Raw genomic sequence first — 25918 nt, 5'->3', positions numbered from 1 at the left:
CGGCTTATCCGTAGCAGGCTCCCCTCCGTTTCTGCCCGACGGCTCGTCAGCATGCCGAGCCCCAAGCCCTACGGAGCATCGGGGGATGCACATGAACAGCGTTCCGCAGCACCTGCTGAGCGAGGACCGCCAGGACTACGAGCGGATTCTCGATGAGGCGCTGCGCTCCGCACCACACAACCCGGAGCTGGCCGCGGTGGGACAGCGGCTCAACTCGGAGCAACTGCGCACGATGGCGCTCAGCGCCACCGCGCTCATCAGCGCGGCCGCGGCCACCGAGTACCAGCACTACGTGAAGGTCCGCGAGGAGGCCCGCAGGCCGCCCACCGTCGACCCGTCCGTGCGCGACGCGGGCACCGGTGAGCCGGGCGCCGGCGGCGCGGCGGGGTTCGCCGCGTCGATGGGCGAGATGGCCGAGGCCGCCGGAGCTGGGGTGGCGGCGGTCGTCGCCGTCCTGGCGCCGGTCCTGGCCGGGACCGCCGCCGCGATATTCCTGCTCGTCGGCTTCGTGCTGCGGACGCTCGATGCCGAGAACGAGTTCGCCGGGACGATGCTGACCACCGGCTGGGTGTTCGGCGCGGTCACGGCGGTCGCCATCCTCGTCGCCGGAGCGGGCCTCCTGCTCACCGCGCTGCGCAACAAGCCCTCGGCGCTCGGCGGGACGTACCGCGAACTCGACGAGGAGGTTGCCCAGGCCAGGGACGCCTGGCGCGACGCGCTGCTGGAACGGGGCATCGTGCCGTTCCTGCGGGAGGCGCTCGCCGACCCGACGGGGGCCACGGCGCTGCAGCACACGGCGCCGAACGCCCCGACCAGCCGCATCCCGCACCTGGGGTACGACCGGCCGGGCTTCTCCAGCCCCGACGACGGGAGGCACCGGGGCACCCGCCCCAGCTACTCCAGCCCGGACTACTCGAGCCCGGACTTCGGAGGTCCGGAACACCAGCCGGAGTAGCCGCCACGGCAGCGCGACGGGGCGCACGCCGGACGGCCGGCGTACGTCCCGGGGGCCGGGGCGTCAGAGGATACCCGCCCCGCGCGCCGCCTTGATCCACTGCGGGAACTCCGACAGCAGCCGGTCGTACAGCTCCGCGTCAGGGACCATGCTGATGTCGTCGACGGAGAAGAAGCCGACGTTGTCCACGCGCCGCCCGGGCAGCGTGTCGAACCGCTCCAGCACGCCGTAGTTGGCGTGCCCGAGTCCCACGAACTGCCAGAACACGGGCTCCTCGACGGCCTCACGCAGCTGTGTCTCGATCTCGGCGTTGCGGTAGACGCCGCCGTCGGAGAAGAACAGCACGAGCGTGGGGGCGGACGTCGGGTTCTCCCGTACGTACGCGCGCACCTCCGCGATGACCTTCTGCTCCTCGTTCTGGATGCCCACGTCGCGCATGTCGGCCTGGCTCGGGTCGAGGCCCCTCCTGCGCTTGCGCCGGAACAGGGAGATCTCCCCCACGCGGACGTGCAGCCGCAGCCACTCGGGAAGCTCCCCGAGCCGCAGGTCCGGCAGCCGGGCGGGGTGGGTGGCGAACGTCCAGGCCTGCATCTCCCCGTCGTCGTCCAGCTGTGCGGCGACCGCCGCCATCCGCTCGACGACGTCGGCGACGACGCCCTTGGAGTACAGGAAGGACATCGACCCGGAGGCGTCCAGCACGAGGATCACGCGCGCGGTGACGTCGGCGGCCCCGTGCTTGCGCAGACTGACCGCGACCTGCTCCTTGCGCAGCGACAGCCGCTTGCGCATGTCGACGGGCAGCTGCTCCTCGCCCGTGCTGAGGCGGGTGGCGCCGGACGGGGGCGGCGCCGGGGCGGCCGGTGGAGGGAGCGGCGGCACAGCGACGAGGGGCGCCTGGGCGGGGTCGTCGACGGTGATGCCGAAGTCCGTGGCGAGGCCGGCGAGGCCGGAGGCGTACCCCTGGCCGACCGCGCGGAACTTCCAGGCGCCCTGCCTCCGGTACAGCTCGCCGCCGATGAACGCGGTCTCGGACCCGGCCGCCATGTCGAAGCGGGCGATCGGGGCGCCCGAGGCGGCGTCCAGCAGCCGCAGCACCAGTCCGGGCGCCTGCCCGAACGTCCCGCCGTCGGCCGACGCCCCGAGCACGATCCGCTCGACGGCCGGCTCCACCGAGCGCAGGTCCACCTCGACGGTGTCGGTGGCGGTCCCGTCGGCATGCTGCTTGCCCAGGTACCGCACGGCCCCGGAGGCGTGCCGCGGCTGGTTGTAGAACACGAAGTCCCCGTCGTCACGCACCCGCCCCACCGACGTCAGCAGCAGGGCCGACGCGTCGATGTCGGGCACCCCGGGCCCCGCCGTCCATACGAGCTCGGCCCGCACCACGGGCGCCTCGACGGAACAGTTGGACCCCTTGCTCATCGCCCACACAGCCATGGCCCCAGTCTGCCCACACCCGCCGATTTCCACGAGGTGACCCACGGGTGCCGCCCCGGCACGTCGTGCAACCGGGACCGGCAGTCCCCCCACCCCGGCCGTCGGGGCACCTCACGGCGTCCTACGATGCGTCAGTCCTCCGGGCGCCTCCCGGTCACCCCTGCAGCAAGGAAGCTCGATGCGCCTGTCCAGCCGGCTCGGGAAGGCCGCCGTCGGCGTGGTGGCGCTGTCTCTCCTCGCCGGGTGTGCAGGGAAGAGCGACGCGGGCGGGGCGGCGGAACGGACTCCGGGGAGGCCGACCTCCTGGATCGACCTGCCGGTGAGGGCCGACGCGCGGAACGTCGTCCACACGGACGCCGACGACCGGCCGCACGCGGTGCGGATCACGGTCAAGAGCCTGGTCCGGGGCACCGAGGGGGACATGCGCGGGGACCGTGTGGACGAGGGGCTGAAGGGGACGGTTCCCCACTACCTCACCTTCGAGGTCACCAACACCAGCCCGAGGACCATCCCCGACGCCTTCATGGTGGACAGCGATCTCCTCGTCATCGGCACCGACTGGGAACACGGGCAAGAGGTCCACGTCAGTGGCGGGAGGCCGGGGGGAGTCGATCTGCCGTGCGCGAATCTCCCGCCGGAGACACTGGCGCCCGGCGCCTCCTACGAGACCTGCGTGACCTACGCATTGCCCGAGGGCGTCGGCGTCCTGTCGGTGATGCACTACGCCGGCGGCTACCTCGACGAGACCGGCGCCGTCGCGGTCTGGCCCGTCGACGGCGGCCTGGAGACAGTGTCCGCCGGGCTTGCGGAGCCGGGGGACGTCATCCCCGTCCGGCACGACGCCGAAGCGGACGGCATCCTCTGCCGGCCACGCTGGTGCCCGTACGCCGGGGCAGCACGGCCGACCTCAAGGGCCCGGATCTCCCGCTCACCGCGGAGGAGCGGCACGGCGTGCCGTACTACGTCTCGGTCACCTACACCAACACCGGTACGTCGGACCTCTACAACGACCAGTCCGGTCGCATTCGCCTCCTCACGCAGCACGGTCGGCAGATCCCGGAGAAGAGCCACAGTTTCGTGGACTCGGAGGTCCCCGGCTGCCCTTCCGACTGGATGTTCGCGACTGTCCCGACGGGCGAAAGCGTCACGCAGTGCAGCATTCACGTGGTGACGGGCCAGGCTGAGAAGCCGTTCGCGGTGGGTTTCGACCAGGCGGAACGGGCGGGTCTGGTGGTCTGGAGAGCCGACGTGCTCTGAGCCGCCGGCAGGGCGGCGGTGCCGACATCCGTATGGCCGCCGGCACCGCCTCACCTCCGTCAGTCCGCGATGGGCAGGTACACGCGGTTGCCCGCCTCCGCGAACTCCTTCGACTTCTGGAGCATCCCCTCCGCGACCTCCTCGGCCGTCGCCCCCGCAGCCGCCGTGCCGCCGAACTGCTCTGTGATGCTTTGACTGATCTTCATCGAGCAGAACTTCGGCCCGCACATGGAGCAGAAGTGCGCCGTCTTCGCCGGCTCCGCCGGGAGGGTCTCGTCATGGAACTCACGGGCCGTGTCCGGGTCGAGGGCCAGGTTGAACTGGTCCTCCCACCGGAACTCGAAGCGCGCGTCGGACAGCGCGTCGTCCCACTCCTGGGCGCCCGGATGCCCCTTGGCGAGGTCGGCCGCATGGGCCGCGATCTTGTAGGTGATCACGCCGGTCTTCACGTCGTCCCGGTTGGGCAGCCCCAGGTGCTCCTTCGGCGTGACGTAGCAGAGCATGGCCGTGCCCCACCAGGCGATCATCGCGGCGCCGATGCCCGAGGTGATGTGGTCGTACGCGGGCGCGACGTCCGTCGTGAGCGGGCCGAGGGTGTAGAACGGCGCCTCGTCGCAGATCTCCTTCTGGAGATCCATGTTCTCCTTGATCTTGTGCATCGGGACGTGGCCCGGGCCCTCGATCATGGTCTGCACGTCGTGCCGCTTGGCGATCCGGTTCAGTTCGCCCAGCGTGCGCAGCTCCGCGAACTGCGCCTCGTCGTTGGCGTCCGCGATGGACCCCGGCCGCAGACCGTCGCCGAGCGAGTACGTCACGTCGTAGGCGGCGAGGATCTCGCACAGCTCCTCGAAGTGCTCGTACAGGAACGACTCCTTGTGGTGCGCCAGGCACCACGCCGCCATGATCGACCCGCCGCGCGAGACGATGCCCGTCTTGCGGTTGGCGGTGAGCGGCACGTACGCGAGCCGGACGCCCGCGTGGACCGTCATGTAGTCCACGCCCTGCTCGGCCTGCTCGATGACCGTGTCCTTGTAGATCTCCCAGGTCAGCTCCTCGGCCTTGCCGTCGACCTTCTCCAGCGCCTGGTAGAGCGGGACGGTGCCGATGGGGACGGGGGAGTTGCGCAGGACCCACTCGCGGGTGGTGTGGATGTTGCGGCCGGTGGAGAGGTCCATGACCGTGTCGGCGCCCCAGCGGGTCGCCCAGGTCATCTTCTCCACCTCCTCCTCGATGGAGGACGTGACCGCCGAGTTGCCGATGTTGGCGTTGACCTTCACCAGGAACCGCTTGCCGATGATCATCGGCTCGCTCTCCGGGTGGTTGACGTTGGCCGGCAGCACCGCGCGGCCCGCCGCGATCTCCTCGCGGACGACCTCGGGGGAGACGTTCTCCCGGATCGCCACGAATTCCATCTCGGGCGTGATCTCGCCCCGGCGCGCGTACGCGAGCTGCGTGACGGCCTTCCCCTCACGGCCCCGGCGCGGCAGTCGCGGCCGGCCGGGGAAGACCGCGTCGAGGTTGCGCAGTCCCCCGCGCGGCGAGGTGTGCTTGATCCCGTCGTCCTCGGGACGGACGGGACGGCCCGCGTACTCCTCGGTGTCGCCGCGGGCGACGATCCAGTTCTCGCGCAGCGGGGCCAGTCCCCGGCGGACGTCGGTGTCGACGAGTGGATCGGTGTACGGGCCCGATGTGTCGTACAGAGTGACCGACTGCCCGTTGGTGAGGTGCACCTGACGGACCGGCACCCGCAGGCCGGGGCGGCTGCCCTCGACGTACGCCTTGTGCCAGCCGATGGACTTCCCGGCCTCCGCGGCCTCCGACGTCTCCGTCGGGTTCTGCGTGGAGGCAGGCGTGCGTGCGTCCTTGTTGGTCATGAGACCTACTCCCTACGCCGGCATTACCCGGTAACAGGTTCGGCGGTCGACGCAGCGGCTTCCGTCTGCCGACGCCCCGTGTGAAACATCACCCGCTGTCGGTGATGTTTCACGTGGAACATCGCTGGGACGGAGGTCAGCGCCCTCTCAGCCCGGTGCTCCGAGCTCCCGCGTGTACAAAAGGTGCCTCCACGCTAGCGTCATTTCTGGCGTGCTGAACAGAGGGCCCCGTTCCTTCTTGCGATGATCGGTCGGTGACCTCGAACTCTCCGCCTCCGTTCCCGCCGTCCGAGCCACCGCACGGTGCCGACGCCCAGCCCGGGCACGGCCCCGGGCAGTGGCATGGGCACGGTCCCGGGCCGGGACGCACGGGATCGCACGAACACACCGGTTCCCACCGGGGCTCGGCCACGCCAGGGACGCCGGGTGACACCCCGCCCACGACGACGGGGCACGACCATGGGCGCGGCCACGGTCATGCCCCTGTCCCCAGCCACGGGCACAGCCACAGTCACGGTCCGGCCGCCCCCGTCTCCCGCCATCTCCGCAAGGTCATCGCCGCGGTCCTCATCCCCTTCACCGCGGCGGTCCTCGTCGGCCTGGCCGTGCTGTGGCCGGGCGGCGCCCCCGCCCACGAACGCACCGGTGTCGGCTTCGACCGCCAGACGCAGCAGGGCACGGTCACCGAGGTGGTCGCGGTGGACTGCGCCTCCGCGAACCCTTCGGCCGGCGTCCCGACCGGTGACACCTCCACCGCCGAGGGTTCCTCGGCCCAGCAGCAGGCGAACGGCACCTGCAAGAAGGCGACGATCCGGGTCGACACCGGCAAGGACAAGGGCCGGACGTTCACCGAGATCGTGCAGCCGGACCAGTCGCGGCAGCTGAGCGAGGACCAGGGGGTCGTCGTCGCCTACGAGCCCTCGGCGCCGGAGGACCTCCAGTACTCGGTCGCCGATGTGAACCGCCGCTTCCCACTGGCGCTGCTGGCCGGTGTCTTCGCGCTCGCCGTGGTGGCCGTGGGCCGGTTGCGGGGCGTGATGGCGCTGGTCGCGCTGGCGGTCAGCTTCCTGGTGCTCAACTTCTTCATCCTGCCGGCGATCCTGCAGGGCTCGAACCCGCTGGTCGTGGCGGTCGTGGGAGCGAGCCTGATCATGCTGCTCGCGCTGTACCTCTGTCACGGGCTGTCGGCCCGCACCTCGGTGGCGGTGCTCGGCACCCTGGTCTCGCTGCTGCTGATCGGCATCCTGGGATCGGTGTTCATCGACTGGTCGGCCCTTACCGGCAACACCGACGACAACACCGGCCTGATCCACGGTCTCTATCCCGACATCGACATGAGCGGTCTGTTGCTCGCGGGTGTCATCATCGGCTCGCTCGGCGTCCTGGACGACGTGACGGTCACCCAGACGTCCGCCGTGTGGGAACTGCACGAGGCCAACCCGGCGATGGGCCGCCGCGCGCTGTACCGCGCGGGCATCCGCATCGGCCGCGACCACATCGCGTCCGTGGTCAACACCCTCGTCCTCGCCTACGCGGGCGCCGCGCTGCCGCTGCTGCTGCTGTTCTCCGTGGCGCAGAGCGGTGTGGGAACGGTCGCCAACAGCGAACTGGTCGCGGAGGAGATCGTGCGCACGCTGATCGGCTCGATCGGCCTGGTGGCCTCGGTACCGGTGACCACGGCCCTGGCCGCGCTGGTCGTGTCGGCGGACCGCCCGGCGGACCGTGCCCCGGTGCCCGGGCAGACGGCGGCGCACGACCAGGCCGTCGGCAATGCGCCGGGTTCCCGGCCGACCATGGCGCGCGGCGGACGCGGTCGCCGCCGCAAACGCTGATCCAGCCACAGGTGCGGGCGCCGGGGCTCACTGAAGTGCTACGCCACCGGCCCACCCGGTCGGCTCAACGCGTCAGCCGGCGCTCTGCTCCGCGAGGATGCGGTCGAGCGCGTCGTCGAGGTGGGCGTCGAAGTCGGCGAGCGCCCCTTCCTGCCCCAGCGGCACCAGCTTGTCGGTGCGGTCGAGGAAGGCCACGAGCGGGGCGGTCGACGAGCGGAACAGCGCCTGGTCGCTCCCGACCTGGAGCCGGATCAGCACCTCGCCCAGGGTGTCGGGGTCGACCGGCGCGACCCGCACATCGCCCTCGCCGCAGGGCCTGCCCACGCCGTCGACCAGCAGCTCTCTGCCGAACGCCCACGTCACCGGGGCGTCCCCGGGAAGATGGAAGGTCAGCCGCACCGCGTAGGGATCGCAGGTGTCATAACGCAGCTCCACCGGAATGCGGAAGGAAAGCTCTTCCGACACGAGAAAGCTCATCATGACCTCTGCCTGTACGGATTCGCGCATCGCCTACCCCGTCATTCGCCGCGGACTGGCCGGGCATGGACCCTGGCACCAAAGGGAATCTTGCTGAACGTACACAGCAGATCACAAGGAGTGAGTTTTCAGATACTGATAGACAGCGCCAGCGAGCCCAGCAGGCAGCGCATTTCGGCCTGCAGCCGCTGGATCGTCGGGAGGAGACGGTCGGCCTGGTGCACGGGCAATGAGACGGCCACGGAGGCCGCCGCGGCGCCGACCCTGAGAGGGATCGCGGCGCACACCGTCCCCAGCGCGTACTCCTGACGCTCGATCACCACATCGGTCTCCCGGACGCGTTCCAGGCGCCGCAGGAGGCTCGCGGCGTCGCGCACCGTGTAGGGAGTGACCGGGCGCACCGGGTAGCGGTCGAGGTGGTCGCGCCGGGCCGCGTCGTCCAGCTGCGCGAGCAGACACTGGCCGAGGGCGTGGGCGTGGGCGGTCTCCCGGAAGTCGGCCCACTCCTCGACGGCCGGGCTGGCCGGGGTGTCGGCGACGCCGATCAGGCCGATCTCGCCGTCGCGGTAGACCGCGTAGTAGACGGGGACGCCCACCGCGTCCCGCCAGCGGGCGAGGGTGTCGGTCACCGTGCTGCGACGTTTCTGCTGGGCTCCGCTGCTGCTGAGCCGCTCGGCGGCGTCCCCGAGGAAGAACAGCCCGCGGTCGCGCCGCAGATAGCCCTCGTGCACCAGGGTGCGCAGCAGGTGGTAGGCCGTGGGAAGCGCCAGTCCGGTCTCCCGGGCGAGCTGCTTGGCGGGGGCGCCATGCTCGTGCGCGGCGACGGTCTCCAGCAGGCGCATGGCGCGCTGGACCGAACCGATGAGGGTCGCGCCGGGAGCCGACGTGTGCGGCGCCGGCGAACGGGGCTGCGGGGGGACCGCGGTCCGTGGGGCGGGGGCGGTGCCAGTCGTGGCCAAGGGTCACTCCCGTAACGCGAGGGGGCAGCCCGTGCGGGGAACACGGGTGGTGGGGTCGCCGCTCGCGGGGACCTGCCCCGCGTCGAGTTCCGGACTCTAACCGTCCGTCACCGCACGCAGGAGGCCCTGCGCGGAAACTTCCCCCACCCGAGGGAACCGGCGTGTCCCGTTACCGCCCCGCCGGTTCCCGCCGGCTCACCAGTCGCGCGACGAGGAACTCGCCGTGAACTTGCGCACCACGTAGATCAGTCCGCCGACCAGGGCGACGAAGACCAGCGCCTTGAAGAGCAGGCCGATGACGAAGCCCACCACGCTCGCTATCAGGCCGCCGAACACCACCAGGGCGATGACCGGCACCGCGATCCACTTCACCCACCACGGCAGTCCCGTGAAGATCTCTCGCATGGCCTCGTCCTTACCTCTCCGCCCGCTGCCTGCCGGGTCGTGTCGATGATGTCCGCTCTCGATGCTAGGGCTGCCCAGGGCCGGACGGGGGCCTCGGATCCCTTGTCCTCCCCTGACCCGTCCCCTAGGGAACCCCGAGTCCCTGCCTCAGCTCTCCGGCGGAGAGAACACCACCAGGACCCGCAGGTCCTCGCTGATGTGATGGAACTTGTGCGGCACCCCGGCCGGCACGTAGACGACGCTGCCGCGCGCCACCTCGGTGGTCTCCGTGCCGACGGTGATCGAGGCGCGGCCGCTGACCACGAAGTACACCTCGTCCTGGCCGTGCGGCTGCTGCGGGTCCTGGGCACCCGCGTCCAGGGCGTAGAGACCGACCGACATGTTCCGTTCCCGCACGAACTGCAGGTACGCCCCGTCGTTCGCGGCGCGTTCCGCTTCGAGTTCGTCCAGCCTGAATGCCTTCACGGGTCCCGCCCCTGCCCTCACTGCCCGGTCACGATGCTGTCTGTCACGATCAGACACATGAAGAATTTCCTAGTCAAGACGATCGCCAACGCGGGAGCACTCGCCGTCGCGGTCTGGCTCCTCGACAAGATCACGCTGACCGGGGACAGCACCGGCAAGGAGATAGGCACGCTGCTCCTGGTCGCGCTGATCTTCGGCGTGGTGAACTTCCTGGTCAAGCCGGTGGTCAAGCTGCTGAGCCTGCCTCTGCTCATCCTGACCCTGGGCCTGTTCACCCTGGTGGTGAACGCCCTGATGCTGCTGCTCACCTCCTGGCTCGCCGACCAGCTCGACCTGAGCTTCCACGTGGAGGGCTTCTGGACGGCCGTCCTGGGCGGTCTGATCGTCTCCGTGGTCTCCTGGGCCCTGAACGTGATCCTGCCCGACGGGGACTGACCACCATGACCTACCGCGTCTGCTTCGTGTGCACCGGCAACATCTGCCGCTCTCCGATGGCCGAGTTCGTCTTCCGCGCCCGCGTGGCGGAGGCCGGTCTCGAGGACCTGGTCGAGGTCGACAGCGCCGGTACCGGCGGCTGGCACGAGGGCGAGGGCGCGGACCCCCGCACCGTCACCGTGCTGCGGGAGAACGGCTACGAGGCCGAGCACACGGCCCGGCAGTTCGACCCGTCCTGGTTCGGCCGGCTGGATCTGGTCGTCGCCCTGGACGCCGGCCATCTCAGGGCGCTGCACCGCCTCGCCCCCACGGAACGGGACGCGGAGAAGGTCCGGCTGCTGCGGTCGTACGACCCGGCGGCCGGCGACGATCTCGACGTGCCCGACCCGTACTACGGGGGTCCCGAGGGTTTCGACGCGTGTCTTGAGATGGTGGAGGCGGCGAGCCACGGACTGCTCGCCGAGGTACGTGAGCGGGTGGAAGGACGGGCGGCATGAACGACGCGACCAGGGGCACGGGCGGACCGGGCGACGGCACCCGTGCGGTGCGGGCCGGGCTGCCCGAACCGGTGAAGCACGAGCCGACGCTGCCCGGGCCGGTGTTCGCGGCCCACTTCCATCTGCCGGGCGACCCCACCGGCCCGTACACCTACGGCCGGGACGAGAACCCGACGTGGACGCTGCTGGAGCGGGCCGTGGGCGAGCTGGAGGCCCCGGGGCGGGACGACGTCGAGACGCTCGTGTTCGCCTCGGGCATGGCCGCCATCTCCGCGGTGCTGTTCTCGCAGCTCCGCGCGGGGGACGCGGTCGTCCTGCCCGACGACGGTTACCAGGCGCTGCCGCTGGCGCGCGCCCAGCTGGAGGCGTACGGCATCGAGGTGCGCACCGCGCCCACCGGCGGCGACGCCCAGCTGGAGGTGCTGGACGGTGCGAAGCTGCTGTGGATCGAGACGCCCTCGAACCCCGGACTCGACGTGTGCGACGTGCGGCGGCTCGCCGAAGCGGCCCACGCGCGGGGGGCCCTGGTCGCCGTCGACAACACCCTGGCGACGCCGCTGGGCCAGCGTCCGCTGGAACTCGGCGCGGACTTCGCGGTGGCCAGCGGCACCAAGCAGCTGACCGGCCACGGCGACGTGCTCCTCGGGTACGTCACCGGCCGCGGCAGCGAGGTGATGGCCGCGGTGCGGCGCTGGCGCAAGATCACCGGTGCCATTCCGGGGCCGATGGAGGCGTGGCTCGCGCACCGGTCGATCGCCACGCTGCAGCTGCGGGTGGAGCGGCAGAACGCGACGGCGATGCGGCTCGCGGAGGCACTGCGGGAGCGGACGGAGGTCACGGGTCTGCGGTACCCGGGACTGCCGGACGACCCGTCACACAAGATCGCGTCGCAGCAGATGCGCCGCTACGGGTGCGTGGTGTCCTTCACGCTGCCGTCCCGCGAGCGGGCGGACCGCTTCCTCGCGGCCCTGCGGCTCGTGGACGATGCGACGAGCTTCGGCGGCGTGCGGTCCACGGCGGAGCGGCGCGGCCGCTGGGGCGGGGACGCGGTTCCGGAAGGCTTCGTCCGCTTCTCCGTCGGCGCCGAGGACCCGGAGGACCTGATCGCGGACGTGTTGCGGGCGCTGGACGCGACCGCGGGCTGACCTGCGGACATCCGACCTGCGACACCCGCTGCGGACGGTCCGAGCCTCCCCCCTCGTGGCTCGGACCGCCCTCGGTTCCACCCCCCAGCAGAACCGCCACCAAGGCTAGTTGACTCTGTGTCAGAGTCCAATCACGGTAGCGACAGAGACCTATCGACATATTTATAGTGGGGCCCTGCCTCGGGGGGCCGGAGAAGGGCAGGCGTGACTGGGGAGGGCTGCTGATGGATCTGGCCTTGCTGCGCACGTTCGTGACCGTGCACCGGGCCGGCTCCTTCACCCGGGCCGCCGCGCTCCTCGGCCTGTCCCAGCCCGCCGTCACCTCCCAGATCCGCACGCTGGAACGGCAGCTGGGCCGCCCCCTGTTCCTACGGCAGTCCCGCGGGGTGACGCCGACGACCATCGGCGACGAACTCGCCCACAAGGCCGCCCCGCACCTCGACGCCCTCGTGGAGATCACCGAGACCGGACTCGAGGACGAGTCGTCCGTGCGCACCCTGCATCTGGCCGGTCCCTCCGAGTTCACCGCCGAGCGGGCGCTTCCCGCGCTCGTCGAGCCGACCGGCGACGACGGAAGGGCACTCGACCTGCGCACCTCCTTCGGCACCGCCGAGGAGACTCTGGAGGGCTTGGCCGCCGGACACCACGACCTCGTCATCACCACCGCCCGGCCCCGCGGCACGCTGCTGACGGCGGCGCCCCTGTGCGACGAGGAGCACGTCCTGGTCGCCGCTCCCCGCTGGGCCGGGTGCGTCGACCCCGGGGTGCTGCACGACAAGGGCGCGTCCGTGCTGGAGAGCCTGCCCGTCGTGGAGGTGCACGAGTCGCTGCCCTTCGTCTCCCGCTACTGGGCCTCCGTCTTCGACGCCCGCCCCGCCGCCTCCGGCACGGTCGTGGTCCCGGACCTGCGTGCCGTCCTCGCCTGCGCCGCGGCGGGCGCCGGTCTCGCGGTGCTGCCCCGCTATCTGTGCCACGAGGCCCTCGGGCGCGGTGACGTCGTCGCCCTGCACGACCCCACGGTGCCGCCGCTGCGGACCTACTTCCTGGCCGTGCGGACCGGCACGCTGGCGATGCCGCACATCGCCCGGGCCCACGAGCGGCTGCTGCGGGCGGCCTCCGACTGGTGCTGACGCGCGGCGGGCCGGGCAGGCGCGGGACCGGCGGCAGGCCGGGAGCGGACCGGCGATGTGCGTTTCGCGATGTTTCACGTGGAACCAGCCGGGCCACATTCCTCCCATGACCGTCCGACCCGTGGTCAAGCGCACCGCACGCGCCGTTCTCCTGGACGGCGACGACCTGGTCCTGATCAAGCGCACCAAGCCCGGAGTGGATCCCTACTGGGTCACTCCCGGCGGCGGGGTCGAACCGGACGATCCGACCGTCGTCCACGCCCTGCACCGCGAGGTGCACGAGGAGCTGGGCGCCAAGATCACCGATGTGGTGCCGTGCTTCGTGGACACCGTCGAGCACATCGGCGAGGACGCGTCCACGACCGGCGTGAAGGTGCAGCACTTCTTCGTCTGCCGGCTCGAGTCCATGGACCCGTCCCTGCGCCACGGCCCCGAGGTGGAGGAACCCGCTGGCGAGTACGAGATCGTGCGGGTGCCGTTCACCCGGGTCGGCATCGCCACCGTTCACCTCGTCCCGCTGTCGCTGCGTCACTACCTCGACGGGAACATCGAGGGCGTACTGGCACTGCACGCCCCCGACCTGGGCTGACGGCGGGCGGTCAGGTTCCGGCGGCGACCAGTTCCTCCACCGAGTCGTGCCGGATGCGCTCCGACGGTATGCCGATGTCCCGAAGCGCGGTGACACCGCTGCGGATCATGCCCGGCGGGCCCGAGAGATAGGCGTCGTACTCGTTCCAAGGGCCGTACTCCCGCACCGCGTCCGGCAGCTGCAGGTGCGCCTGCTGGTCGATGATCGCGCGGACCGACAGCCAGGGATGCACCTGCTGGAGCCTGAGCATCGTGTGGATGTCGTACAGGTCGTGGTCGGTGCGGGCGCCGTAGAACACCTCCACCGGGCGCCGCTCGCCGTGCTCGGCGACGTCCTCGACCAGCGCCTTGATCGGCGCGATGCCGGTGCCCCCGCCCAGACACAGCAGACCGCTGTCGCTGGTGTGGTCCACGGTCATCGAACCGGCGGGCGGGCCGAGCCGGACGATGTCGCCGGGCCGGGCCCGGTGCACCAGGGCGTTGGAGACCCAACCCGCCGGGACCGCCTTCACATGGAAGCTGAGAAGCCCGTCGGAACGGGGCGCCGAGGCGAAGGAGTAGTGCCGCCACACACGCGGCCACCACGGGGTCTCCAGGCTCGTGTACTGCCCGGCCAGGAAGGGGTACGGCTGGTCGGGGCGGACGGTGACGACCGCGACGTCCGGCGTCCTCAGCTCGTGGGAGACGATCTCCGCGTGCCACCAGGCGGGGGCGCGCAGTTCGTCCGCCGCCGCCGCGTCGATCATGACCTGCGAGATCGTCGTGTACGTGCGGACCCAGGCCGCCTCCGTCGCCTCGTCCCAGACCGAGGCCGCGTGCCGGCTCAGCGCGCCGAGGAGGCACTCGCCCACGGCCGGGTAGTGCTCGGGGCGCGTGCCGTACTTGCGGTGGCCCTGGCCCAGGTTCTGCAGATACGGGACCAGGACGGCGGAGTCGTCGATGAGTTCGGCCGCGGTGAGCAACGCCCGGAGCAGCCGGTCCCGCTGGGCGTCCATCGCGGCGGGGAACAGCTGGCGCAGCTCGGGGTGGCGCACGAAGAGCAGCGCGTAGAAGTACGAGGTGACCTTGTCGGCGACCGGGGCGATCTCGGCCATGGTCCGGCGGACGAGGACGGCGTCCGGGGATGCCGTCCCCGAGGGGGCGGTGAGGGAAGAGGCGGCGGCTTCGGCGCCCTCCGGGGCCGCGGGGTCGGTGGTGTCCTCCGGGAAGGCCGGAGCGGGCCGGTCGGGCTGTGGGACGTGCCGCTGAGCCGGGACGCGCTCGGGGGCCGAGAACGGTGCGGCCCCGGGGACCCGGGTCGGGGGTGGGGCGGGCCGCGCCTGCGCGCCTGGGGCGACGGGCGGTATTCGTCCGGCGCCGGGCGTCACCGCACCGGACGGGCCGGGTACGACGGCGTGGCGCTGCTCGGTGTCGTCCTGCCCGGAGTCCCGCGCCGGCGGATTCGGTGCGGCGTCCGGTGCGTTCCTGCCCCTGGGGCGCACGACGGCCGGCCGTCGCCCCTCCGTCGTCTCCCGCTCACCGGCCGGGCCCGGCTCCGGCTGCCTGCGCGGCGTGAACCAGCCACCCCCGCCGTCGGAAGCGCCGTTGTCGGCCGACGCGGTGGTCGGAGCGTCGTCCATCGTGTGCCTCGCCTCGAACATCTCTCGGTCGGTCTGCGCACTTCTTCTGTGGGAAAACCCTCACGGCAGCTTCCCACTCTGTTTCCGCATTCCTGTCGCATAACCCGGAATACAGGTCTTCGATCTCCCCGCCCCGTTAGGCTGCCGTGAACCGGACTCGACCATACCGGCCACCGCACCACACACAAGTCCCCCCTTCGGCGTGCACGAACGTGACCGGGGGGCGAACCATCCGTTACCCCAACTACCGGGCGCAGCAGGCCAATTCAGCCCTTCCTTCGCCACCGGAGGCCGCTGACGCCTTCCGTTTCCCGATGTTTCACGTGAAACACCCTCGCGTCGGCCGGAACTGCGTCCAGCCGACGCCGCCCCGACGAAAAGGGCCTGCCTCTCTTCCGAAACAGGTGGACGACGGGGCCACTGGTCGGCCAGCCTGACCTGCGTGCCTATTCCATCCCTCGCCGCTTCGCCGATCCGCCGTCTGACGCCTCGCGACCTCACCGCCTGCGCCGACCTGTCCGAGGACCGGGGGTGGCCCCGGGAGGAACACAAGTGGCGTTTCCTCCTGACGGCCGGGAAGGGATACGGCATCGACGCTCCCGGAGCCGGACTCCTCGCCGCGTGCGTGGTGACGTCGTACGGCCCGCAGGAGCAGCCCGATCTCGGGGCCGTGGGGATGGTGCTGGTCGCCGAGCGGTACGCCCGCCAGGGCGTCGGTCGCCGGTTGATGCGGCACGTCCTCTCCACCATGGGGCCGACTCCCCTGACCCTCCACGCGACGCCGAACGGCCGTCCGCTCTACGAAGAGCTGGGCTTCAAGGTCAGCGGGCGCGCGGAGATGGTGCGCGGCCGTTTCTCGCCCGGTGGAGTGACTCCGGCGGTGGCGACACGGCCCGCGACGGCCGACGACCTCACCGCCATCCTGTGGCTCGACACGGAGGCGTTCGGCGTCGACCGCACGCACATCATCACCCGGCTGCCCGCCTTCGCCGACCAGGTGCGCGTCGCCGAGGAGAACGGCCGGATCATCGGGTACGCGGCCGTCTGGCCCAACATGGACACCCATGTCGTGGGGCCGCTCATCGCCCGGGACACGGAGGTCGCCAAGGCGCTGATCGCCTCCCTCGCGGCCCACTCCGACCGCCCCCTGCGCACCGACATCGACGTGCGGCACGAGGAACTGCTGGGCTGGGTGAAGGAGCGCGGCCTGGCGTCCGTCGCCTTCAACGCGGTCATGACCTACGGCATCACCGAACTGCCGGGTGACTGGAGCCGGCGGTTCGCTCCGCTGACGGTGGCCGCGGGCTGACGTCCGGCGCAGGGGGTGCGGCAAGGGGAACGCCGGCCCCCTTTCGGCCGGGGACCGGCGTTCCGCCGCGGCGGGCGGCTCGCGGTCAGTGGTGGGCCCGGACGGCCTGACGCGCCGTCGTGCCACCGGCGGCGACGATCGTGCCGGTACGGCCGTCCCGGCGCTCCAGGGCCGCCGACAGCAGGGCGAGCAGCAGGGCCGCGGCGGCGAGGAGGGCGCCGACCCAGTTGGGGGCCGTGTAGCCGAGACCGGCCGCGATCACCACGCCGCCCAGCCAGGCGGCGAGGGCGTTGCCCAGGTTGAAGGCGCCGATGTTGACGGCGGAGGCCAGCGTCGGCGCGCCGTGCGCCTGGTCCAGGACGCGCTTCTGCAGCGGCGGCACGGTGGCGAAGCCCAGGGCGCCGATCAGTGTCACGGTGACGGCGGAGAGGACCTTGTCGTGCGCCGTGAGGGTGAAGAGGGCGAGCACGACGGCGAGGGCGCCCAGGGAGACGTACAGCATCGGCATCAGGGCGCGGTCGGCGAACCGGCCGCCGACCAGGTTGCCGCCGACCATGCCGAGGCCGAAGAGGACCAGCAGCCAGGTGACGGAGCCGTCGGCGAAGCCGGCGACCCGGGTCATCATCGGCGCGATGTAGGTGATGGCCGCGAACACGCCGCCGAAGCCGAGGACGGTCATCGCCATGGCCAGCAGCACCTGGACGTTCTTGAAGGCGGCGAGTTCGTGGCGCAGCCGCACGCCCTCGTCCCTGGGCATGTCCGGCACGAGCCTGGCGACGCCGACCAGACCGACCACGCCGAGCGCGGCGACGGCGGCGAAGGTGACACGCCAGCCGGCGGACTGGCCGACGAGCGTGCCCAGCGGGACGCCGACGACGTTGGCGACGGTCAGTCCGGTGAACATCATCGCGATCGCGCCGGCCTTCTTGTCCGGGGCGACCAGGTCGGCCGCGACGACCGAGCCGATGCCGAAGAAGGCGCCGTGGGCCAGCGAGGCGACCACGCGGCCGATCAGCATCACGGCGAAGGCGGGGGCGAGGGCGGAGAGCAGGTTGCCGACGACGAACAGCCCCATCAGGACCATCAGCATCCGCTTGCGGGTGACCTTGGTGCCGAGGACGGTCATCAGCGGGGCGCCGAACATGACACCGAGCGCGTAGCCGGTCACGAGATGGCCGGCCGTGGGGATGGTGACCCCGAAGTCGGTCGCGACCTCGGGCAGCAAGCCCATGATCACGAACTCGGTGGTGCCGATGCCGAAGGCCCCGATCGCGAGGGCGAGTAGCGCGAGAGGCATGAAGGGGTACACCTTCCCAGGGAATTGCAGGAGCGCGTTACGAGCATTCACAATAATTGCAAACGCGGGATACATGCAACAGCAGGCTATTGCGTCGCTGCTCTATCCTGGACTTCAGCCGCTCCGGGACGGAGGAATCCATGACAGCGACGGACCCCGCGCTCACCGCCCTCGCCCAGGGCTGGTGCGCCCTCTCCCTGCTGCACGGGAGGATCGAGGCGCACATCGAGCGCGCCCTGCAGGCGAAGCACGGGCTGAGCGTGCGCGAGTACTCCCTGCTCGACGTGCTCAGCCGGCAGCACGAAGGGGAGGGCGGGCACCTGCAGATGAAGCAGGTCGCCGACGCGGTCGTGCTCAGCCAGAGCGCCACCACCCGGCTGGTGACCCGGCTGGAGGACCGCGGTCTGCTGGCGCGCTACCTCTGCCCCACCGACCGCCGCGGGATCTACACCGACGTCACGGAAGCCGGCCTCGAACTGCTCCGGGAAGCGCGCCCCACCAACGACGCGGCCCTGCGCGAAGCGCTCGACGAGGCCGCCAAGAACCCCGAACTGGCCCCGCTGGTCCGGGTGATGGAGTCCGCCGGCACACCGGCCCGGTAACCTGCGCCGGCCCGGAAACTAGGGTGCAGGCATGCAAGATCTTGAAATACGAGCCGCGGTCGCCGACGACCTCCCCGCGATCGTCGCCATGCTGGCCGACGATCCGCTGGGCGCCCGGCGGGAGTCACCGGACGACCTCACCCCGTACCGGGCGGCGCTGGAGCGGATCACCGACGACCCGAACCAGCACCTCGTCGTCGCCGTGCGCGAGGGCAGCGTGGTCGGCACGCTGCAGCTCACCATCGTCCCCGGGCTCTCACGGCGGGGCGCCACGCGGTCGATCATCGAGGGCGTGCGCATCCACGCCGACGAACGCGGCAGCGGCCTGGGCACCCGGCTCATCGAGTGGGCGGTCGCCGAATCCCGCCGCCAGGACTGCCGACTGGTGCAGCTGACGTCCGACAACACCCGCACCGACGCCCACCGGTTCTACGAGCGGCTCGGCTTCACGGCCTCCCATCTGGGCTTCAAGCTTCAGCTGTGAGGACAGGGGGCGCGCCGGGAGGAGACGCATCGGTCAGGGGCGGCCGAGCGGGAGCGGCTCGGTGGGAGGCCGACTCGTGTTTCACGTGAAACACGAGCCACCCGTCCCTGCCAGCCCCCGCCCTCCCCTCCCGTCGCCTACCGGATCCCCCGCCACCCCTCCGCATCGACCCCACCGGGCACCGGGGCGTGCTCGTCGTACGGCTGCCGGGTGAACACGAACGAGCCGACGTCCAGATGGCTCACCGACCCGTCCGGCCGCCGTACCGCCCGCAGCGACTCCCCCGCGTAGTAACCCTCCAGCCCGGTCCAGCCGCCGTCCCCGTTCGCCCGGAACCTCGACCGCCGCCCCCGGCCCGACAGCGGTTCCAGCGACAGCAGTCCGTCGGCGGTCAGACGCAGCCCGAAGCCGTACGTGCCCCAGTACCACTGCCCCGTCAGCTCCAGCACCGCCGGATCGACCTCCCGCAGGGGCCGCCAGGGCTCCGGGATGCGCGGCTCGGCCTCCGCCACGATGCGTACGAGATCGGCGCCGACGGTGGCCGTCAGCGGGCCGGAGGTGCAGTTCGCCAGGACCACCGCCGCGACGTCGTCCTCCACGCTGATCGCCAGATTCGCCAGGAACCCCGGCAGCGAACCGGAGTGCCCGACGAGCAGCCGTCCGTCCCGGTGCTGGATCTGCATGCCGAGCCCGTAGGCGGCCCCCTCCGCGACGTCCGCCGCCTCCGAGGGGGCCGCGGGAGTGCGCATCTCGCGCACGCTCCGCGCGCAGAGCACCCGGTCGTCGCCGTGGGCCAGGAAGGCCGCGAACTTCGCCAGGTCGGCGGTGGTCGACCAGAGCTGTCCCGCCGGCGCCATCCGTCCGAGGTCCTGGGCGGGTTCGGGCAGGAGCGCGTCGGCCCACGGATGCACCGCCCAGCCGCCCGCGTGGGGCGCCGTGGGCCGTCCGCCCGTCCGGTCGAGGCCCAGGGGTACGAGCACTTCCTGCCGCAGAACGTCCTCCCAGGGGGCGCCCCGCAGTCTCTCCACGAGCGTGCCGAGCACGGTGTAACCGGGGTTCGAGTAGTGGAACCGCCGGCCGACCGGGTGCCGGAAGGGCTGCTCACCGAGCACATCGGCGAGTTCGGGCCGCAGCTCGCCGTCCGTGCGTTCCCACCAGGGCCCGGGGGACTCCGCCGCGAGGCCGCCGGTGTGCGCGAGGAGGCCGGCGACGGTGACCTCTCCCACACCGGTTCCCGGCAGATGCTTCTCCAGCGGGTCGCCGAAGTCGAGCAGTCCCTCGTCCCGGAGCCGCAGGACCAGCACGGCCGTGAAGGTCTTGGTGATCGAGCCGATCCGGTACTGCACGTTCTCGTCCGGCTCGTTCCCCTCCACACAGCTCCGGGCGCCGTGCCACACGGCCTTCCCACCGCGCACGACGGCCGCGGTCAGCGACGGCGCCCGTCCTTCGGCCTGGGCCACGGCGATCCGGTGCAGCAGGGCCCGCCGGGTGGCCGGCAGCAGCTCCGCGTGAGATGCAGATGTCGTCATGCCCCCAGTCCATCCGGCCGGGCACCGCACGTCGAGCGCATTTCACTAGTGAGATCCCGCCGCCCGTGACCGGTGCATCGCGCGTGACCTGGGCTTCTTGGCAGTCTCACGGCCTTGTCGTCCACGATCGGTCTCACATCCGTGGCATTCGAGCCAGATCGCGCACCGATGAGTTTCCCGCGCCGCGCTGGTCGGTACATCGGACACCCACGGACGGAAGGCTCGGCCATGCGGAAACTGATCTACGGCATGAACCTGACCCTGGACGGCTACACCGCCGCGGCCGGCGACGACATCGGCTGGAGCGGACCGCCGAGCCCCGAGCTGTTCCAGTGGTGGCTCGACCACGAGCGGGCGAGTGGCCTTTCGCTGTACGGGCGCAAACTGTGGGAGGCCATGAGCTCCCACTGGCCGACCGCCGACCAGCGGCCCGACGCCACCCCGGCGGAGATCGAGTTCGCGCGGAACTGGCGGGACACGCCGAAGGTGGTGTTCTCCTCGACGATCGACAAGGTCGACTGGAACACCCGCCTGGTCACCGGCGACGCGATCGCCGAGATCACCCGGCTCAAGGGCGAGGACGGCGATCCCATGCACATCGGCGGTGCAACGCTCGCCGGGGCGGCCATGCGCGCCGGGCTGATCGACGAGTACGTGATCGCCACCCATCCGGTCCTGGTGGGCGGCGGCACCCCGTTCTTCACCGCGGTGGACGGCTGGGTGGACCTGAACCTGGTGGAGACGCGGACGTTTCCCGGCGGCGTGGTCCTGACCAGGTACGAGACGAGGCGCTGAGCAGCATCGGACCCTCCACGGCGACGACTCAGGTCTGCGCCATGTCCACGAACCGGGAGTAGTGGCCCTGGAAGGCGACCGTGATCGTCGCCGTGGGGCCGTTGCGGTGCTTGGCCACGATCAGGTCGGCCTCGCCCGCGCGGGGTGACTCCTTCTCGTAGGCGTCCTCGCGGTGCAGCAGGATGACCATGTCGGCGTCCTGCTCGATGGAACCGGACTCGCGCAGGTCGGAGACCATCGGCTTCTTGTCGGTGCGCTGCTCGGGGCCACGGTTGAGCTGGGAGAGCGCGATGACCGGGAGCTCCAGCTCCTTGGCCAGCAGCTTGAGGTTACGGGACATGTCCGAGACCTCCTGCTGGCGGCTCTCGGCGCGCTTGGAGCCGCCCGACTGCATCAGCTGCAGGTAGTCGATGACGACCAGCCGGAGGTCGTTGCGCTGCTTCAGGCGGCGGCACTTGGCACGGATCTCCATCATCGACAGGTTCGGGGAGTCGTCGATGTAGAGAGGGGCGGCGGAGACGTCCGGCATCCGGCGGGCCAGCCGGGTCCAGTCCTCGTCCGTCATCGTGCCCGAACGCATGTGGTGCAGGGCGACGCGCGCTTCGGCGGACAGCAGACGCATCGCGATCTCGTTGCGGCCCATCTCCAGGGAGAAGATGACGCTGGGCAGGTTGTGCTTGATCGACGCGGCACGCGCGAAGTCCAGCGCCAGAGTTGACTTGCCCATGGCGGGACGTGCCGCGATCACGATCATCTGACCCGGGTGCAGGCCGTTGGTCAACGAGTCGAAGTCGGTGAAGCCCGTGGGCACGCCGGTCATCTCGCCGCTGCGGGACCCGATCGCCTCGATCTCGTCGAGCGCGCCCTCCATGATGTCGCCGAGCGGGAGATAGTCCTCGCTGGTGCGCTGCTCGGTGACCGCGTAGATCTCGGCCTGCGCCCGGTTCACGATCTCGTCGACGTCGTCGTCGCCCGCGTATCCCATCTGGGTGATGCGCGTACCCGCCTCCACCAGGCGGCGCAGCACCGCCCGCTCGTGGACGATCTCGGCGTAGTACTCCGCGTTGGCCGCGGTCGGCACGGTCTGCACGAGCGTGTGCAGGTACGACGCCCCACCGACCTTGTTGATCTCGCCGCGCTTGGTCAGCTCGGCGGCGATCGTGATGGGGTCGGCCGGCTCGCCCTTGGCGTAGACGTCGAGGATCGCCTGGAAGATCGTCTCGTGGGCGGGCTTGTAGAAGTCGTGGCCCTTGAGAATCTCCACGACGTCGGCGATGGCGTCCTTGGACAGCAGCATTCCGCCCAGCACGGACTGCTCGGCGTTCAGGTCCTGCGGCGGGACGCGCTCGAAGGAGGTGGCCCCGCCGTCCCACGCGCCGGTGTCCGGACCCCTCTCGTGCTGCTCGTCGCGACCGCGTGTTCCTTCTCCGCGACGGCGGGAGGGCAGACGATCACTGGGACCGCTGTCGGCCCACGGATCGTCCAAGGGCTCGGAAATGCTCACCGAGCCACCTCCTCCCGTCCGCGGGGCGGACCTCGCCGTGCCTCTCTGTTCTACGGCACGGCACTGACAATTGAGAGCCCTGACTCCGCCAGGCCCAGCGCCGGTTTTGTGACGGTTTCACGGGCGGTGGAGGGAGCGGGCGCCGGACCACGGTAGGCCCCGGGGAGGCGTCAGCCAATCTGGTTATCCACAGGCCATGTGGACGACGGCCCGGATGCTGTGGAGAACTGCGCGAAACCTGTGCACGACCCGGTGGACAGGCCTGTGAACAAGCCCCAACGATTCCCCACCCATGCCAGTTGACCTGCAGTTTTCCCGTCCACCGGCTGTGCAGAAGAAAAACTTTTCCCGTCCGTCCAAGATCGGTTCGAACAGTGCGCGACGCCACACGCCTCCGAGCCGCGAGTAAGGGTTGAGCGCGCATTGCATCTATTACCTGTGGACGATTAGATTGGTGCTCATGACACAGGCTTCCGCGACCTCCCGGGCCACCCGGCGGCAGCACGACCGAGAGATCGTCTCGCTGGCCGTTCCGGCCTTCGGCGCGCTGGTCGCCGAGCCCCTGTTCGTGCTGGCCGACAGTGCGATCGTCGGCCATCTCGGCACGGCCCAGCTCGCCGGACTGGGCATCGCCGCCGCACTGCTGTCCACCGCCGTGAGCGTCTTCGTCTTCCTCGCCTACGCCACCACCGCCGCCGTCGCCCGACGCGTGGGCGCCGGCGAAACACAGGCCGCCATCCGCCAGGGCATGGACGGCATCTGGCTCGCCCTGCTCCTCGGCGCCAGCGTCATCACACTCGTTCTGCCGACCGCGCCGTTCCTCGTGGAACTCTTCGGAGCCTCCGACACCGCGGCCCCCTACGCGACCACCTATCTGCGCATCTCCGCCCTCGGCATACCCGCCATGCTCGTCGTGCTCGCCGCGACCGGCGTGCTGCGCGGACTGCAGGACACCAGGACGCCGCTCTACGTCGCCGTCGCGGGCTTTCTCGCCAACGCCGTCCTCAACGCCGCCCTCGTCTACGGCGCCGACCTCGGCATCGCGGGATCCGCCTGGGGCACCGTGATCGCCCAGTGGGGCATGGCCGCGGCCTACCTGGTGGTCGTCGTCCGCGGCGCCCGCCGGTACGGCGCCTCGCTGCGCCCCGATGCCGCCGGTATCCGGGCGTCCGCCCAGGCCGGAGCACCACTGCTGGTCCGTACGCTCTCCCTGCGGGCGATCCTCATGATCGCCACGGCTGTCGCCGCCCGGCTCGGAGACGCCGACATCGCGGCCCACCAGATCATCCTGTCCCTGTGGAGTCTGCTGGCGTTCGCCCTGGACGCCATCGCGATCGCCGGACAAGCCATCATCGGCCGCTACCTCGGCGCCGACGACACCCAGGGCGCCCGCGACGTCTGCCGCCGCATGGTGCAGTGGGGCATAACCGCGGGCGTCGTGCTCGGCGCGCTCGTCATCGTGAGCCGACCGGCCTTCCTGCCGCTGTTCACCGGGGACGCGGCCGTGAAGGACGCGGCGCTGCCCGCCCTGCTCGTCGTAGCGCTGTGCCAGCCGGTCTGCGGAGTCGTCTTCGTCCTCGACGGCGTCCTGATGGGCGCGGGCGACGGCCCCTACCTGGCGTGGGCCATGCTCGCCACCCTGGCCGTGTTCACTCCCGTCGCGCTTCTGGTACCCCTCGTCGGCGGCGGACTGACCGCTCTGTGGGCTGCGATGACGCTGATGATGACGGTCCGGATGGTGACCCTCTGGGTCCGCACCCGTTCGGGCCGCTGGCTGGTCACCGGCGCCACACGCTGAGGACGCGCCCGGGCTGCACGGTGTTTCACGTGAAACAGCGTCCCCGTGAAACAGCGTCCACGCACCGGTGGGGCCGCACCCGAAGGTGCGGCCCCACCGACTGCTTCAGCGAGCGCGGCGCTTACGCGGCGACGACCTCGACGTTGACCTTGGCGGCAACCTCGGGGTGCAGACGCACGGACGTCTCGTGGGCGCCCAGCGTCTTGATCGGCGCAACGAGCTCGATGCGGCGCTTGTCGACCTCGGGGCCACCGGCAGCCTTGATCGCCGAGGCGATGTCGGCCGGAGTGACGGAACCGAAGAGACGGCCGGCGTCGCCGGAGCGGACGGCCAGACGGACCTTCACACCCTCGAGCTGGGCCTTCACGGAGTTGGCCTGCTCGATGGTCTGGATCTCGTGGATCTTGCGAGCGCGACGGATCTGCTCGACGTCCTTCTCGCCACCCTTGGTCCAGCGGATCGCGTAGTTCCGCGGGATGAGGTAGTTGCGAGCGTAGCCGTCCTTGACGTCGACGACGTCGCCCGCGGCACCGAGGCCGGAGACCTCGTGGGTGAGGATGATCTTCATGAGTCGGTCACCCTTCCCTTATCGCGCGGTGGAGGTGTAGGGCAGCAGCGCCATCTCACGGCTGTTCTTGACGGCCGTGGCGACGTCACGCTGGTGCTGGGTGCAGTTGCCGGTCACGCGACGGGCACGGATCTTGCCGCGGTCGGAAATGAACTTCCGCAGCATGTTCGTGTCCTTGTAGTCCACGTACGTGACCTTGTCCTTGCAGAAAGCGCAGACCTTCTTCTTAGGCTTGCGCACAGGCGGCTTCGCCATGGTGTTTCTCCTGTGTGATCAAGAAGTTGGGGTACGGCCCGCCCTCTTGGTCCCCGGACGTGAAGTCGTCGGACCTAGAAGGGGGGCTCGTCCGAGTAGCCGCCACCGCCGCCGGAGCCGCCGCCCCAGCCGCCGCCGCCACCCTGCTGGCCACCGGCGGGAGCGCCGGTCGCCCAGGGGTCGTCGGCAGGAGCGCCGCCGGCCGGCTGGCCGCCACCGGGGCCACCGCCCCAGCCGCCGCCACCCTGCTGGCCACCGCCGCCGAAACCGCCGCCACCGCCCTGGCCACCGCGGCCGGCGGTCTTGGTGACCTTGGCCGTGGCGTTGCGCAGGCTGGGGCCGACTTCCTCGACGTCCAGTTCGTAGACCGTGCGCTTGACTCCCTCGCGGTCCTCGTAGGACCGCTGCTTCAGCCGGCCCTGCACGATCACGCGCATGCCTCGCTGGAGCGACTCGGCGACGTTCTCCGCCGCCTGGCGCCAGACCGAGCAGGTCAGAAAGAGGCTCTCGCCGTCCTTCCACTCGTTGGTCTGACGGTCGAAGGTGCGGGGGGTGGACGCGACACGGAACTTCGCGACCGCCGCACCGGACGGGGTGAAGCGCAGCTCGGGGTCGTCGACAAGATTGCCGATGACCGTGATGACGGTCTCGCCTGCCATGGGGGAACCTCTCGGCGGGTTTGCTGCTGGCTGCTGGTGGTGCTAC

General features: G+C 71.0%; 26 protein-coding genes. 13 read left to right on the top strand and 13 right to left on the bottom strand.

The window, feature by feature from the left end:
* Positions 1 to 85: 85 nt before the first annotated feature.
* Positions 86 to 955 carry a hypothetical protein gene (locus tag ACZ6KF_RS15565; protein ID WP_114874118.1) on the top strand — a complete coding sequence of 290 codons (870 nt, stop codon included), beginning with the start codon at positions 86 to 88 and terminating at the stop codon, positions 953 to 955.
* 63 nt (positions 956 to 1018) lie between these two features.
* Here ACZ6KF_RS15565 and ACZ6KF_RS15560 read toward each other — a convergent pair whose 3' ends face one another.
* The gene (locus ACZ6KF_RS15560) at positions 1019 to 2389 is read right to left on the bottom strand and encodes a VWA domain-containing protein (RefSeq protein WP_048460256.1); all 1371 of its coding nucleotides are present in this window, start codon (positions 2387 to 2389) and stop codon (positions 1019 to 1021) included.
* Between the two features lie 951 nt (positions 2390 to 3340).
* On the opposite strand from ACZ6KF_RS15560, the gene ACZ6KF_RS15555 reads away from it, so the two are divergent.
* The gene (locus ACZ6KF_RS15555) at positions 3341 to 3646 is read left to right on the top strand and encodes a hypothetical protein (RefSeq protein WP_193782715.1); all 306 of its coding nucleotides are present in this window, start codon (positions 3341 to 3343) and stop codon (positions 3644 to 3646) included.
* A 59-nt stretch (positions 3647 to 3705) separates the two neighbouring features.
* Here the strand turns inward: ACZ6KF_RS15555 and thiC are convergent, their stop codons facing one another.
* Entirely contained in the window at positions 3706 to 5520 is a 1815-nt protein-coding gene (gene thiC / locus ACZ6KF_RS15550) for a phosphomethylpyrimidine synthase ThiC (RefSeq protein WP_469238697.1), read from the bottom strand.
* Between the two features lie 254 nt (positions 5521 to 5774).
* Between thiC and ACZ6KF_RS15545 the strand changes: the two genes are divergently transcribed.
* Entirely contained in the window at positions 5775 to 7352 is a 1578-nt protein-coding gene (locus tag ACZ6KF_RS15545; protein WP_199205942.1) for a YibE/F family protein, read from the top strand.
* A 72-nt stretch (positions 7353 to 7424) separates the two neighbouring features.
* Here ACZ6KF_RS15545 and ACZ6KF_RS15540 read toward each other — a convergent pair whose 3' ends face one another.
* The 4 genes from ACZ6KF_RS15540 to ACZ6KF_RS15525 form a co-directional block, all read right to left on the bottom strand.
* Entirely contained in the window at positions 7425 to 7859 is a 435-nt protein-coding gene (locus tag ACZ6KF_RS15540) for an SsgA family sporulation/cell division regulator (protein ID WP_019525340.1), read from the bottom strand.
* Positions 7860 to 7957: 98 nt separating this feature from the next.
* On the bottom strand, positions 7958 to 8788 hold the full coding sequence (locus ACZ6KF_RS15535) for an IclR family transcriptional regulator (protein WP_247692120.1): 831 nt from the start codon (positions 8786 to 8788) through the stop codon (positions 7958 to 7960).
* Between the two features lie 195 nt (positions 8789 to 8983).
* Positions 8984 to 9193 (bottom strand): DUF5326 family protein, encoded by a 210-nt coding sequence (locus ACZ6KF_RS15530; RefSeq protein WP_019525342.1) that lies wholly within the window; start codon positions 9191 to 9193, stop codon positions 8984 to 8986.
* A 147-nt stretch (positions 9194 to 9340) separates the two neighbouring features.
* Positions 9341 to 9658, bottom strand: coding sequence for a cupin domain-containing protein (locus tag ACZ6KF_RS15525; protein ID WP_199205941.1), 318 nt, complete (start codon positions 9656 to 9658; stop codon positions 9341 to 9343).
* A gap of 57 nt (positions 9659 to 9715) precedes the next feature.
* On the opposite strand from ACZ6KF_RS15525, the gene ACZ6KF_RS15520 reads away from it, so the two are divergent.
* The 5 genes from ACZ6KF_RS15520 to ACZ6KF_RS15500 all read left to right on the top strand — a co-directional run bounded on the left by ACZ6KF_RS15520 (position 9716) and on the right by ACZ6KF_RS15500 (position 13454).
* Complete coding sequence (locus ACZ6KF_RS15520) at positions 9716 to 10093, top strand: phage holin family protein (protein ID WP_048457241.1); 378 nt, start codon at positions 9716 to 9718, stop codon at positions 10091 to 10093.
* 5 nt (positions 10094 to 10098) lie between these two features.
* Positions 10099 to 10590, top strand: a complete 492-nt coding sequence (locus ACZ6KF_RS15515; RefSeq protein ID WP_469238693.1) for a low molecular weight protein-tyrosine-phosphatase — start codon at positions 10099 to 10101, stop codon at positions 10588 to 10590.
* Complete coding sequence (locus ACZ6KF_RS15510; protein ID WP_469238691.1) at positions 10587 to 11735, top strand: cystathionine gamma-lyase; 1149 nt, start codon at positions 10587 to 10589, stop codon at positions 11733 to 11735. The genes ACZ6KF_RS15515 and ACZ6KF_RS15510 overlap by 4 nt, the downstream gene beginning before the upstream one ends.
* Before the next feature lie 224 nt (positions 11736 to 11959).
* Positions 11960 to 12865, top strand: coding sequence for a LysR family transcriptional regulator (locus ACZ6KF_RS15505; protein WP_469238689.1), 906 nt, complete (start codon positions 11960 to 11962; stop codon positions 12863 to 12865).
* Between the two features lie 106 nt (positions 12866 to 12971).
* Positions 12972 to 13454 carry an NUDIX hydrolase gene (locus tag ACZ6KF_RS15500; RefSeq protein ID WP_356629433.1) on the top strand — a complete coding sequence of 161 codons (483 nt, stop codon included), beginning with the start codon at positions 12972 to 12974 and terminating at the stop codon, positions 13452 to 13454.
* Between the two features lie 10 nt (positions 13455 to 13464).
* Here ACZ6KF_RS15500 and ACZ6KF_RS15495 read toward each other — a convergent pair whose 3' ends face one another.
* Positions 13465 to 15072: a globin domain-containing protein gene (locus ACZ6KF_RS15495; protein WP_469238687.1), complete on the bottom strand. Its 1608-nt coding sequence runs from the start codon at positions 15070 to 15072 to the stop codon at positions 13465 to 13467.
* 442 nt (positions 15073 to 15514) lie between these two features.
* Here ACZ6KF_RS15495 and ACZ6KF_RS15490 point away from each other — a divergent pair, with 442 nt between their 5' ends.
* Positions 15515 to 16381, top strand: a complete 867-nt coding sequence (locus ACZ6KF_RS15490; protein WP_469238685.1) for a GNAT family N-acetyltransferase — start codon at positions 15515 to 15517, stop codon at positions 16379 to 16381.
* Between the two features lie 85 nt (positions 16382 to 16466).
* On the opposite strand, the gene ACZ6KF_RS15485 is transcribed toward ACZ6KF_RS15490, so the two are convergent.
* Complete coding sequence (locus ACZ6KF_RS15485) at positions 16467 to 17678, bottom strand: MFS transporter (RefSeq protein WP_469238683.1); 1212 nt, start codon at positions 17676 to 17678, stop codon at positions 16467 to 16469.
* 140 nt (positions 17679 to 17818) lie between these two features.
* Between ACZ6KF_RS15485 and ACZ6KF_RS15480 the strand changes: the two genes are divergently transcribed.
* The gene (locus ACZ6KF_RS15480; protein WP_356629424.1) at positions 17819 to 18280 is read left to right on the top strand and encodes a MarR family winged helix-turn-helix transcriptional regulator; all 462 of its coding nucleotides are present in this window, start codon (positions 17819 to 17821) and stop codon (positions 18278 to 18280) included.
* Between the two features lie 31 nt (positions 18281 to 18311).
* Positions 18312 to 18764, top strand: a complete 453-nt coding sequence (locus tag ACZ6KF_RS15475; RefSeq protein WP_469238677.1) for a GNAT family N-acetyltransferase — start codon at positions 18312 to 18314, stop codon at positions 18762 to 18764.
* Positions 18765 to 18901: 137 nt separating this feature from the next.
* Here the strand turns inward: ACZ6KF_RS15475 and ACZ6KF_RS15470 are convergent, their stop codons facing one another.
* Positions 18902 to 20293 (bottom strand): serine hydrolase domain-containing protein, encoded by a 1392-nt coding sequence (locus ACZ6KF_RS15470; RefSeq protein WP_469238675.1) that lies wholly within the window; start codon positions 20291 to 20293, stop codon positions 18902 to 18904.
* A gap of 228 nt (positions 20294 to 20521) precedes the next feature.
* Between ACZ6KF_RS15470 and ACZ6KF_RS15465 the strand changes: the two genes are divergently transcribed.
* Positions 20522 to 21088 (top strand): dihydrofolate reductase family protein, encoded by a 567-nt coding sequence (locus tag ACZ6KF_RS15465; RefSeq protein WP_469238673.1) that lies wholly within the window; start codon positions 20522 to 20524, stop codon positions 21086 to 21088.
* A 28-nt stretch (positions 21089 to 21116) separates the two neighbouring features.
* On the opposite strand, the gene dnaB is transcribed toward ACZ6KF_RS15465, so the two are convergent.
* On the bottom strand, positions 21117 to 22592 hold the full coding sequence (gene dnaB / locus ACZ6KF_RS15460) for a replicative DNA helicase (RefSeq protein ID WP_469158883.1): 1476 nt from the start codon (positions 22590 to 22592) through the stop codon (positions 21117 to 21119).
* A gap of 460 nt (positions 22593 to 23052) precedes the next feature.
* On the opposite strand from dnaB, the gene ACZ6KF_RS15455 reads away from it, so the two are divergent.
* Entirely contained in the window at positions 23053 to 24390 is a 1338-nt protein-coding gene (locus ACZ6KF_RS15455; protein WP_469238671.1) for an MATE family efflux transporter, read from the top strand.
* A gap of 121 nt (positions 24391 to 24511) precedes the next feature.
* Here ACZ6KF_RS15455 and rplI read toward each other — a convergent pair whose 3' ends face one another.
* The 3 genes from rplI to ACZ6KF_RS15440 form a co-directional block, all read right to left on the bottom strand.
* On the bottom strand, positions 24512 to 24958 hold the full coding sequence (gene rplI, locus ACZ6KF_RS15450; RefSeq protein WP_356629412.1) for a 50S ribosomal protein L9: 447 nt from the start codon (positions 24956 to 24958) through the stop codon (positions 24512 to 24514).
* An 18-nt stretch (positions 24959 to 24976) separates the two neighbouring features.
* On the bottom strand, positions 24977 to 25213 hold the full coding sequence (gene rpsR, locus ACZ6KF_RS15445) for a 30S ribosomal protein S18 (protein WP_003949403.1): 237 nt from the start codon (positions 25211 to 25213) through the stop codon (positions 24977 to 24979).
* Positions 25214 to 25287: 74 nt separating this feature from the next.
* The gene (locus ACZ6KF_RS15440) at positions 25288 to 25872 is read right to left on the bottom strand and encodes a single-stranded DNA-binding protein (RefSeq protein ID WP_469158881.1); all 585 of its coding nucleotides are present in this window, start codon (positions 25870 to 25872) and stop codon (positions 25288 to 25290) included.
* Positions 25873 to 25918: the final 46 nt, after the last annotated feature.

Source organism: Streptomyces sp. NPDC046379, from assembly GCF_055587785.1.
This window is presented reverse-complemented; position numbering and strand designations above follow the sequence as displayed.